6 protein-coding genes and 1 pseudogene are annotated in these 11895 nt (G+C 53.7%); all 7 read left to right on the top strand.

Annotation, left to right across the window (positions count from 1 at the left end):
• The first annotated feature begins 28 nt into the window (after positions 1-28).
• Positions 29-988: an IS5 family transposase gene (locus tag ACOBR2_RS09855; RefSeq protein WP_420239842.1), complete on the top strand. Its 960-nt coding sequence runs from the start codon at positions 29-31 to the stop codon at positions 986-988.
• Positions 989-1422: 434 nt separating this feature from the next.
• Positions 1423-2595: an IS4 family transposase gene (locus ACOBR2_RS09850; protein WP_420239841.1), complete on the top strand. Its 1173-nt coding sequence runs from the start codon at positions 1423-1425 to the stop codon at positions 2593-2595.
• A 459-nt stretch (positions 2596-3054) separates the two neighbouring features.
• Positions 3055-3600 (top strand): annotated as a pseudogene (locus tag ACOBR2_RS09845) (DUF3417 domain-containing protein).
• Positions 3601-4083: 483 nt separating this feature from the next.
• Entirely contained in the window at positions 4084-5823 is a 1740-nt protein-coding gene (locus ACOBR2_RS09840; RefSeq protein WP_420239840.1) for a tetratricopeptide repeat protein, read from the top strand.
• 32 nt (positions 5824-5855) lie between these two features.
• Positions 5856-6023, top strand: coding sequence for a hypothetical protein (locus ACOBR2_RS09835; RefSeq protein WP_420239839.1), 168 nt, complete (start codon positions 5856-5858; stop codon positions 6021-6023).
• Between the two features lie 194 nt (positions 6024-6217).
• Positions 6218-7555: a hypothetical protein gene (locus ACOBR2_RS09830; RefSeq protein WP_420239838.1), complete on the top strand. Its 1338-nt coding sequence runs from the start codon at positions 6218-6220 to the stop codon at positions 7553-7555.
• Between the two features lie 531 nt (positions 7556-8086).
• Entirely contained in the window at positions 8087-11869 is a 3783-nt protein-coding gene (locus ACOBR2_RS09825; protein ID WP_420239837.1) for a carboxypeptidase regulatory-like domain-containing protein, read from the top strand.
• The last annotated feature ends 26 nt before the right edge of the window (positions 11870-11895 follow it).

Below are 11895 nucleotides of genomic sequence, written 5' to 3'. Positions count from 1 at the left end.
ATAAAATGATAAGTAGAGGGCAAGGGCGATGCGGCAACGAACACTGGCGTCACAAGCGAGTTTTGAGCAGTATGGTCGCAAGGGCAAGCGGGAGCTTTTTCTGGATCAGATGGAGCAAGTGGTGCCGTGGGCGGAGTTATTGGCGCTGGTTGAGCCTCATTATCCCAAGGCTGGCAACGGCCGCCAACCAGCAGGCTTGTCGATCATGCTCCGCACGTACTTCTTGCAGCAGTGGTTTGGTTTTTCAGACCCCGGAATGGAAGAAGCTTTCTATGATTCGCCCGCGTTGCGGCGCTTCGCCGGAGTTGATCTGGGCCGTGCCTCCGCGCCCGATGAAAGCACCATTCTGCGCTTCCGCCACCTGCTCGAAGAACATGAGTTATGCGGCCAGATACTCGATACGGTGAACCACTTTCTAGCCAGCCGGGGCATTCGCATCGGCACGGGAACCATCGTGGATGCAACGATTATCAACGCTCCGAGTTCGACGAAGAACTCGACCGGCAAGCGCGATCCTCAGATGCACCAGACCAGGAAGGGACAGCAATGGTACTTCGGCGCGAAAGCGCACCTTGGCGTTGATAGCAAGTCGGGCATTGTGCACTCAGTCTGCACCTCTGCGGCCAGCGTGGCGGACAAACATATGCTGCCTGACTTACTGCACGGCGCAGAGAAGAAAGTCTGGGGAGACGCAGGCTATCAAGGACAAACCGAGGCAATTCATGCGGCCGCGCCCGGGGCGCAAGATATGACCAGCCGCCGCACCAAGTTCAAAAATTATGTAGACGAAGAAGCCAAGCGCAAAAATACGACCAAGGCCAGAGTTAGATCGAAGGTGGAGTGGTGTTTCCGCATTCTGAAGCGCGTTTTTGGATTTACCAAGGTGCGCTATCGTGGCTTAAGGAAGAACCACGAGTGGCTTTGCGCGGCCTTTGCCCTGGTTAACCTTTACCAAAATCGCAAACGGCTGGTCGCGCTGGGGGCGTAGTGTCTCTGGAGGCCGGAAAACGGCCTCCAGAGACAAAAAACAACCACGTAGAGCCCGCGCCTGGATGCAACTGAACCCGCAATTCTGGCTATAACTGCTTCCGAACCCATTGCATTGTAATTACACCGCAAAATCGCGGGTTGTGCAGAGGCTCCTTAGATGGTCTTTCCCTGTTCATACTTCACAAAACGCACTCCCTCGGCATGCTCCGCGTTTACGCCGCTCTCGGTAATTGAGCTTGGCACGCTGGTCGAAAGGTAAAGCATAGCCGGATGGTCTGCGCGGATAAATGGCCCGATGCTTCACAGAACATATGCAATAGCACTGTTGTCCAAAACAGGAGTTTCAGCAGTAAGTCTGGTATGGAGGTAAGGCTGCATCGATCTGATAGGTTGGGTTTGTCTAGAACTTGACCGTCAGAGGAGGACGCAGCCTTGTCCATAGTATGCAGCATTTTCTCCCAAGTCTTGAAGTTGATCCCACGCGCCGATTTCGATTCCGCCGTTCGCAAGCATGAAGCCGAACGCAATGCCAAAGGCTTCACTTGTTGGGGCCAGTTGGTGGCGATGTTGTTTTGTCAGTTGGGTTCAGTCAACAGCTTGCGTGACATCACCAACGGCTTGGCCGCCAGCGAAGGCAAACTGCGTCACCTGGGCTTGCCTGCCGCTCCTAAGCGCTCGACCTTGGCTTATGCCAACGCCCATCGCCCCAGCGCACTGTTCGAGGATCTCTTCTATCAGATGTTGGAGGTCGCCCGCACTCAGGCCCAACAGTCAGGCGTCCGGCACAAGTTCCGCTTCAAGAACAAGCTGCTGTCGATCGATGCGACCACCATCGAACTGTGCGCCTCGGTCTTCGATTGGGCGCAGTTCCGGCGTACCAAGGGAGCAGTGAAGCTGCATCTGATGCTCGATCACGACGGCCTGCTGCCCTGCTACGGGGTCATCACCGACGGCAAGCAGCATGAAGTTACCGTGACTCGCCAGTGGGAGTTCCCGCCCGGCACCATCCTGGTCTTCGATCGCGGCTATACCGACTACAACTGGTTCGAGCGGCTGACCCTGCAGGGTGTTTACTTCGTCACCCGCCTGAAGACGAATGCGGACATCATCGAAGTTGAGGATCTGGATCTTCCCCAGCGCAAGGGACTGGTGAGCGATCAGATCATCTGCATGACGCAGCAGGCCGCGGAGAACGACAACCCACCCATGATGCGCCGTATCGAGTTCTTCGACGAAGAGCAGCAGCGTACCCTGGTCTTCCTGACCAACAATATGAAACTGGCCGCTGCCACCGTTGCTGAGATCTACAGGAATCGCTGGAAGATCGAGTTGTTTTTTAAGGCCCTGAAGCAGTCTTGCAAGGTAAAGACCTTCGTCGGCACCTCGGCCAACGCACTGAAGACGCAGATCTGGACGGCGCTGATCGCCATGCTGCTGGTCAAGATCCTGCACATGAAGTCGACCTTCGGGTGGCACTTGTCCAACTTCATGGTTCTGTTGCGCCAGCAACTGTTCGTCTATCGCGACTTATGGAAGTGGATCAACGATCCTTTCCAGGCACCGGAAACGCCACCCACTTCACAACTGGAGCTGGTCTTCGCTTGACTTGGACAGCAGAAACTCTCGACAAGGGATAAAGCAGACAACTACGGGACCATTTCGGAGTACATCTTGGACAGCTGATTGCTCTTCGCATAACTCGGAACCGACCAACCCGTTCCGTCAATGCACGGGAACGACGCACTATGCCCTGTCAGATCAACGTTCGTCTAAGACGCTTCCTGTTATCTTGGACAGCAGTGATCCATGCTGTCAGTTCTCTTACCCTGAAAGCAGCTTTCAGAGTGGTTCTAAAGAAAACCGTCGATGTGTCCCGGGTTGACAACGGATTTATCGCCTTCTGCACCATATTTCCACTTTGCTGCTAACAGATACAGACGCCCCGCCAGGGGAAAAGTTTCTCGGCTATCAATTTTTTCGTGCACCTGAGCAACCGAACTCAATGAATTCCGTCTCAGGCCACAGGAACTGATCCTCTCAATCTATAGCCCAACGGAGCCTGAAATGGAAGCTAAATTTTTGCACCAGAATGCGACGTTTGAAGCTCTCATGGAACTTGCGCTCAATATGCGGTGGTCCTGGAATCATGCGGCAGACGATTTATGGCGCCAACTTGACCCGGAACTCTGAGAGTAGACGCGGAATCCTTGGGCAATGCTGCAAACCGTTGCCAAGTTGCAGCTAAAAGACTTGGCAGCAGATAAACACTTCCAGAGGATGCTCGATGAAGTCCTCAAAAGAAAATATCGCAGAGAACAGACAACGAGTTGTTTTGAGCAAATACATGGCCAGTCTCCACTCAGCACCGTGGCATACTTCAGTTTGGAATTTATACTGAATGATGACCTACCGATCTATTCCGGAGGATTTGGCAATGTAGCTGGCGATCAGCTGAAAGCTACCAGCGATCTAGGCGTGCCAGGCGTCAGTGTAGGCTTGCTTTATCAGGTAGGGTATTTCCGCCAGCGCATTGACGCGGGACGTATGCTGACAGAATGTGCTATTAATTACGTATTTTCACCCACAACCTCCACCTCGCCGTGCGCGTAACCCCGCTATTTTCATACTCAGAAACCAGATGCGTCGCTTCCTCATGTCCCAGTTCGTCGGCCTTGACTAGAACCAGATTTCGCGCAATAACCTAAACAATATCTATAGATTGCATCGATAGTGGAGAGCTATCCGATAACTCATAGTTATCACCCGATAAATGCAAAGTATTGGACAGTGTAGGCACATTGCCTGCAAGCTGAGCACAGCGCGACATCGTTGGAAGATGCAAACTCAGCGTCTGGAGAGACTGGATGATACATACACGAGGGCCCTCAATCTCCGCACTTCTCAATAGGCACATGGAGATTGACGATGCAGGATTCAGGTCTGGAATGCCATTGGCAGAGCCCTTGATTAATTCAGTGAAGGCGGAAGTCATTGTAGGCATCCATCCCAAGACACTTCAGAGATATGCTCGTTGCAGTTTGATACCGGGTATTCAGATTAGCGTAAGGTGGCGATTTCGAGCTTCTCTGATCGATGTCTACGCTTCTTCTCTCAAACGAATCTAAGTTCATTTTGTTGCGCTATCGTGAGTACATCATCTTCTCTCCAACTGTTGGAACCACCGTTGAAGCGTTTTCCTCGCGATCTTCGTCTGTATTCAGTATGAACTCTTCCGACCATTCAGTCACAAATCTGATTCGGACAGCCACGCAGTTTCTGGATGCAGGCCATTGGACCGAGGCGGAAGCCTGTATGAAACATGCGCTTCATGCAAACCCCGACAACGTGGACACACTCTCCTCCTGCGGGCTCATGCTCCTTGAGATGAGAAAGCCTGGCGAGGCGCTGGCTCTTTTTCGCCGTATCCTTACCATGGATCGTTCTTTGCCGGATATATGGCATGCTGCCGGTGTCTGTTTGCAGATGAGGGGCTGCACCGCAGCAGCTATCGGATATTACCAGAATGCAGTGAAACTTCGGCCAGAATTTGCCGAGGCACACAGCAATCTCGGCACCATGTTGATCAAAGAAGGTGAACTCTGTGATGCAATCGAGCATCTGCGTTGGTCGGTCCAGATCCATCCGGAAATCGCTGCCTATCGTCATAACCTAGGCGTTGCGCTGTGCAAACACTTTGAATACGCAGCGGCAATCGCCTCTTTTCGTAATGCTCTGCAACTTGATCCCGGAAATGCGGACATCCTGGGCAGTCTCGGCGATACCCTCGCTCTTGTTAATGACCGTTCCGCAGAAGATTTTTTGCAAAGGGCCGTCGCACTACGTCCGGACAGTCCCGAAAAGCATTGGAATCTCGCTCTGCATCTTCTTCGTTGTGGCAAGTACGCGGAGGGATGGCGCGAATACGAATGGCGCTGGCTTCGTCCAGAAAATCCCCCTTTTGCATATCAGCAACCGCTCTGGCGCGGAGAGCCGGGCCAGCATATCGCCGGCACCACTATTTTCCTGCACGCGGAGCAGGGCTTCGGCGACACCATGCAATTTCTGCGCTATGTGCCCGCTGTCGCCGCTCTGGGCGCTCAGGTTATGCTTGGCGTTCAGCGCCGACTGCTGCGTCTGGTTATAGAGTATCTTCGGCAGATGCAATTGCCCATCCCAGTTTTCTGTCCCGAGGACACACTTCCTCCTTTCGACTGGCATACTCCGCTAATGAGTCTTCCTTTGGCATTGGGAACAACGATGGATACTGTTCCAACACCCATACGATTCACTCCCGTAGTATCGAATCGAACTGACCGGCAGCCCCTCAGGGTTGGAATTGTATGGGCCGGCAATCCATCCAACAAAGGCGACCAGGAACGGTCCATCCCGATCGATGCACTGATGCCTCTTTTCAATATTCCCGGATGTCTCTGGATTTCTTTGCAGATCGACGATACCGCTGCAAGACTTCGTGGCGCGGGCATATCCATCGAGCAACCCACACAGCATGACTTCCTCGATACCGCCCATGTAATCGATACGCTCGATGTCGTTATCTCCGTTGATACTGCGGTGGCGCATCTAGCGGCGTCGCAGGGGGTAGATACCTGGATCTTGCTCTCCTTTGTTGCCGACTGGCGCTGGCTTCACCCTTCCGGGCAAATCGTTGGCTCGGGAGGGCCATGGTATCCACGGACACGAATCTTTCGTCAACAGAAATTACCGGATGGTCGTTCTCAGAGCGAATTATGGGAACCGGTGATCGCAGAGGTTGCCCGTGCATTGAGTGCAGCCGCGGCTGGTCGCGACTTTACACCGGGCTGCGCTCTCTAGAATTGCGTCTGCTGTGCTGACATCAGGAGGACTTGATAGAAAGAATCATTACCGTGGGGAAGGACAAGACGGAAGTGCCCGACGTGAAGCCTGCAGAGTTCCTCGTATCCGTGATCAAGCGTGAGAAGCGAGCCTGCGCAAAGTGCCGCAAGAACGGCGTGCAAACCCATGGGATCCACGTACAGATCGAGCCGGCATAGAACATCTTTTGCAGACAGAGTCGATCCTGACTATCCGCAAACAGACCATAAATTTATGACAGTTCTGGCGTTAGTCATGTTGCATCTTGACTAGGCCAAACTGTTTACTTCTGTTAAAACATGTTTTACAGGTTGGTGAAATGATGTAGCATCTCAGATTACTTCTTAATTCCGTCAGCTGGGGGTACGTTACGGTGGATAAAGATGTGATTTCGGGAGATCTTGGTTTTCTCGCCCAGAGCGATCCTCGCTGGAAACTTGTTGAACGTATTTTGAAAACAGACTCTTTCCTGAGATCCAGACGCTACCAAATTCTGCTGCAATATTTAGTTGATCGCAGCCTTGCAGGCAAAGTTGAGGATCTGACTGAACGACATATCGGCCATCTGGTTTTTAACAAGAATGAGGATTATGCCACGGACGAGGACAGCACCGTTCGCGTGCAGGTACGCCAACTGCGCTTCAAACTGCATGAGTACTTTAGCAACGAAGGCAGACATGAACCGCTGATCCTTGATATCCCCAAGGGAAGCTATATACCCCAGTTCCGGGCGGCTGAAGTCTCATTCGAGAGCCCTGCTGCGCCAGCTGTTCCCATAAGTTCTGCTGAGCCTGTTGCGGAATCAACGCGCGGGGCAACTTCCTGGCGCGCCATCGCCCTGGCTCTGGCAGCGCTTTCGGTTTTACTCTTTGCACTGCTGATCTCCATCCTCTACAGAGATCATGCTTCGGCTACCAACAACGAGGCTTCTGCGCAACCAATTCCCTGGCCGCTCAGCTGTGTGCTTAACCGCGACAGCAACGTTCGCATTGTGGTTGCGGACGCGAATTACGGGATCTTTCGAGCGGCCACTGGTGAGACCTACACTTTAGAACAGTATCTGAATGCATCAAAAGAGTTGCGATTTCCGGCTCAAACGATGGGAACGAGCGGAAATCGGCTGGCTAACTATCTTAGCCGTTCGAATCTGACTTCGCTTGCGGACGTGATGGTTGCAACGGAGTTTGCAGGCATTGCCGCTGAGCATCATATCAACCTTTCGCTCAGGTCGCAGCGTGACCTGCAGCCGCGCGATTTTGATTCGAAGAACCACATTTTGCTTGGTAGTCCTTCCTCTAATCTGTGGGACACGCTGTTTCTGGATCAATTGAACTTTACGCTTGCAGATAATCTGGAGCATTCCAGTGACGGGCAGTTTTATTTTGAAAACCGTTCTCCGCTGCCAGGTGAACCAAAAAAATACGGCGGCACGCCGGGAACCGGCATGGAAGGCGACGAGCTGGCCGATATTGCCATGTTGCCAGCCACGCAGGAACACGGAAGAATCCTTATTTTGCAGGGCTTGCATCAGGAGGGCACAGAGGCTGCGGGCAACTTTCTGACTTCGCCTGCGAACCAGGCGCTTTTGCAAAAAGCGCTTGGCTGGACGAGTACTACCTGCCCGGCCAAGTTTGAAGCTCTCATCCGGACGCGCGTCGTTCAGGGGGATCCGCGGGCGGCCCAGATTGTGGCCACCCGAATTGTGCCGTGAGGAAAACTTCCGCCTGCAAGGCCAGGTGATTTGGTCCGATTTTATGCAGTGCTGTGTCCAAACCTGTTATTAACGCTGTTGCAACCTGAGGTCACGATACCTTTGCGTGCATACAAGTCCATCTTTTACATCAAGTTACTCAGCGAAAAAAAGTCACATCCCAATAACAAAGATTTACCGACGTATACCTCTTGACAGCTCTATGAGCAGGCCGCGAGTTTGGTCGTCAACCTGGCGGGGAGCGGCGCGACAGCAGTTGGGAAGCTCTAGTAAATCGATCTTCCCGAAAAAGGCGTTGTCTACGGCAGGCAGAAAGCAAACACAACATGCCAAGACCAGCGAAGTGGATAGTGTCGGCGAAATTGGGATCGATACCATTCACAGTTGAGCGTTTCATGGAATCCCGCAGGATTTGCCTATCTAAGCAACTGCTTGCTCCCATGCAAAACGCCTTAAAGCGATAGAAAACCTTTGCAGAACGCGCCATCGAAGCGAGTGCTACGCGGGAAATTATCTGGACAAGGAGACATTATGATCAGGCTGACGCACAAACATTTGTATAGAATCTTCGAAATCAGTACATCCACCAGATGGTTCTTTCTCTCTGTTGCAGCGGTGTTGTTCTTTCTTGTTCCGCAGCTTCTTCTAGGCCAATCGGCCAGCGGAACCATCGGCGGAACCATTACCGATTCAACTGGAGCAGTCATCTCCGGGGCCAGCGTGCAACTGGAAAACGCCGCCACCGGAGTTGCCTCGAACACGGTTTCAAACGGCACCGGCTTTTTTAACTTTGCTGCCGTTGCACCTGGGATCTACAAGCTTAGCGTCGAGGCGCAGGGGTTTGCACGCTGGTCAGAGAGCGGCATTGTTGAACACCAGGGCGAAAGCCATAACATACCAAGAATCGAGCTTGCCGTGGGCACTGCTACGGCAGAAGTGCAGATCACGGCTTCGCAGGCTGGCACGATACCACTCGATAACGGTTCCAGCACCACAACGCTGAACCAGGTGATGGTGGATTCGATCTCAGTACAGGGCCGTGATGCGGCCGAACTGGTCAAATTCATGCCCGCCATGGCCATGAACACCGGCCTTGGGCAGTCCGAGTTCAACAGCCAGATCACCCAAACCAACAACGGACCCATTGGCGCGTTTTCTGCCAGTGGCACCCAGCCCTACGGCTCCATGCAGATGACGATGGACGGCGCAGGTCTGGTAGACATTGGCAACATGGGCACGCAGATTGCCAACATCAACGGTGACCAGACGGCCGAGTTTACCTATCTGAATGCCGCCTTTGGCGCGGATACACCGCGCGGCCCGAACATTATTCAGGTGGTAAGCAAGAGCGGCGGACAGGGCTATCACGGAGACGCCTACACCTATCTGCGCAATTGGCAGTTGAACGCCAACGATCCTTACAACAAGGCCGTTCTGGGTTACAACAAGCGCACCATCTCGCATCAGATATATCCCGGCGGCACGGTTGGAGGACCTGTTCCGCTCTTTGGCTACAATCGCAAACACGACAAACTCTTCTTCTTTGCAGGCTTCGAGAAGATGTTCCAGAATCCTTCGGCTACCGTGCATCAACTGATAACGCCAACCACCAATATGATCGCCGGCGATTTCAGCGCCACAACGCTGCCCGGCGATTTGAATGCCAATACTGCGACACAAAGCACATCCGCAGGCTGGTCTACCTCGGCGGTGCCCTGCGCCAATGCGGCCAGTTGGACAGGTTTCTGCCCCTCTGGTGGCTCCAACCAGAACCTGTTCCCGAATGGCAAGATTCCTTCCGCGTACTGGGATTCGGATGGTCTGGCGCTGCTGAAGTACATGAACAAGATCAATCCGCCGAATGTTGATCCCGCAACCCACAATGGCTACAATTTTCAGTTCCTGGATCATGAGCCAGTGAACCGCTGGGAGCTTCGTCTACGGGGCGACTGGGATCCTACGCAAAAAGACAGGGTCAGCGTGGTCTTTACCAAGCAGGATGAAGACGATTTTAGCAACTTCGGCATTTGGTGGTGGCCGGGCTTTACTGCGCCGTTGCCCTCGCCGATTGATGCTGCTACCGACGCCAAACTGTGGACCGTAAACTACGTGCGGACTCTTACCCCAACCACGACCAACGAATTCAGCTTCGCCTACACCTACTTCACCTTTCCGCCCAAGTTTCAGAATCCGGCTTCCATGACTGCCGCAACCGCAGGCTACACCACCTATGCACCGTTTAACACGCTCGGCACCGACGCTTTTGATCAGCTACCCAACACCATCAGCTGGGGCAACAACGTTTCAACCAATAATGGTGCCTTTGCCGGCATCTACACCCCGGCCATGGTCAAGGCTTTCGGCAACGCCTTCGGCAATATCAAAAAGATTTACTCATTCCAAGACAACCTGACCAAGGTTCTTGGCCGTCACAGCGTCAAGGCGGGTTTTTTCTGGGATGACAACGATCAAACACAGACCACCAACAGCGGCAATTGGACTCAGGGCGCGCTGGACTTTGATAACTACGCCTATTACACCACCGGCAATCCTTACGCCGACATGCTAGTCGGCAGCATCGATTCCATGGCGCAGTATGCTTCCGGTCCGGTGCACGACGTGGCCTTCCATGAGTGGGCGTTCTACGGCCAGGATCAATGGCACATGACGCAGAAATTCACTCTCGATTACGGCATACGATTTGACCATGAAGGCCAGTGGTATCCGACCTCAGGACCTGGATTTGCCGTGTTTGATCCAACCTCTTACAGCAACACTTCCGGCGCTGCGACCTACACCGGCATGAAGTGGCACCAGACCGACAGTTCGATTCCGCAGTCGGGCTTCATCTCACAGTTCGTCACGCCTGATGTGCGCGTGGGCGGCGCATACGACTTCCGTGGCGACGGTAAGACGGTACTCCGCGGTGGCTTTGGCGTCTATCGTTGGCAGGCTTCGGAGGGCGACGTTGACGGCGCTCTGACGCCCTCCTACAACGTGGATAACATCACCACCTCCGGCACGCCGCCCGCCTATTGGTGGCAGCAGAATGGCAACAGCGGCGGTGGTTATGCCATGCTGTCCACATTCGCCCCCTCCACCAGCGGCACATGGTGCGCCACCACGGCCACCTGCCCGTCGGCTTCGGCACTTACCAAAGGCGACAACAAAACGCCCTACACCATGAATTGGGACGTGATGGTAGATCAGGAGTTCCCTGCCCACATAGTCTTTGAGCTGCAATACACCGGCAATCGTACCCGCAACGTTCCACTGACCAACAACAGCACCAGCAACGAGGCTTCGTTCTCCAACATCAACAAGATTCCGCTCGGCGCTCTGTATGGAACCGATGCGATTACCGGTGTGAATTACTGGACGCAGAGCTGCGCGACTTCGACCGGTTGCGCACCACCGAACAGCGCCTACTACGGCGGTTATCGTCCCTATGCAAACTACTCTGTACTGAATGTAATTGAGCGCGGCGGCTACTCGAGCTACAACGGCATGATTGTGTCCCTGCAAAAGCAATCCGGCCCCGCCACGTTCGTCATCAATTACACCTTCAGCAAGGTGATGGGTATTCGCGACGGCAACACGGAAAACGGCGCCGGCGATGGCCCGACGATTAACCCCTTCAGCATTCGCGATAACTACGGTCCGCTGGCCTATGACCGCACGCAACTGTTCAATGCGGCCTATAACATCAACTTGCCCGGCCTGCATAGCGGCAATGCAATCGAGCGTCAAATCGTAAATGGCTGGCAACTCTCGGGCGATACACAGATGCAATCTGGCCCGCCACTGCAGCCCACCACCAACGGCACTATGAATGTAACCTGGGAGACGGGCACAGACGGCGCAACAGCCAGCAATGCTTACCTGCTAGGCAGCAACGCTCCCATCCTGAGTCCTTACTTGACTTGCGATCCGCGCAATGGCGGAGGAAAATACTTTAACACCGCCTGTTTTGAAACGCCCACCACACTGGGCAAGAACGGCCCGTCGGTCTGGCCCTATATACACGGCCCGGCCTTCTTCGTCACAGACCTGGCCATGTTCAAAAACTTTAAAATGCGCGGGGAACAGAATCTACAGGTCCGCATTTCAGCGTTCAACTTCCTGAACCATCCACTGCCACAGTTTGGTCAGGGCTCTGACGTTGACCTTCACATGGGCTGTAACAGCACATCGGCTGGCCAGGGCTGCAACCTTGGTGGCTCGAATGAAAACGCCACTACCAACGGCAATGTGGAATACAAAGCCACGGGACAGAACCGGTTCATGGAAGTAGCCCTGAAGTATTACTTCTAAAACGCCTCTTCAGCCTGACTGAAGAG

This window comes from Telmatobacter bradus, from assembly GCF_048629425.1.
Classification (GTDB): domain Bacteria; phylum Acidobacteriota; class Terriglobia; order Terriglobales; family Acidobacteriaceae; genus Telmatobacter; species Telmatobacter bradus.
This window is presented reverse-complemented; position numbering and strand designations above follow the sequence as displayed.

Bases quoted from the DNA above. Each gene is read 5' to 3' on its own strand.
- ACOBR2_RS09855 (WP_420239842.1), top strand. From the start codon at position 29: ATGCGGCAACGAACACTGGCGTCACAAGCGAGTTTTGAGCAGTATGGT.
- ACOBR2_RS09840 (WP_420239840.1), top strand. From the start codon at position 4,084: ATGTCTACGCTTCTTCTCTCAAACGAATCTAAGTTCATTTTGTTGCGC.
- ACOBR2_RS09825 (WP_420239837.1), top strand. From the start codon at position 8,087: ATGATCAGGCTGACGCACAAACATTTGTATAGAATCTTCGAAATCAGT.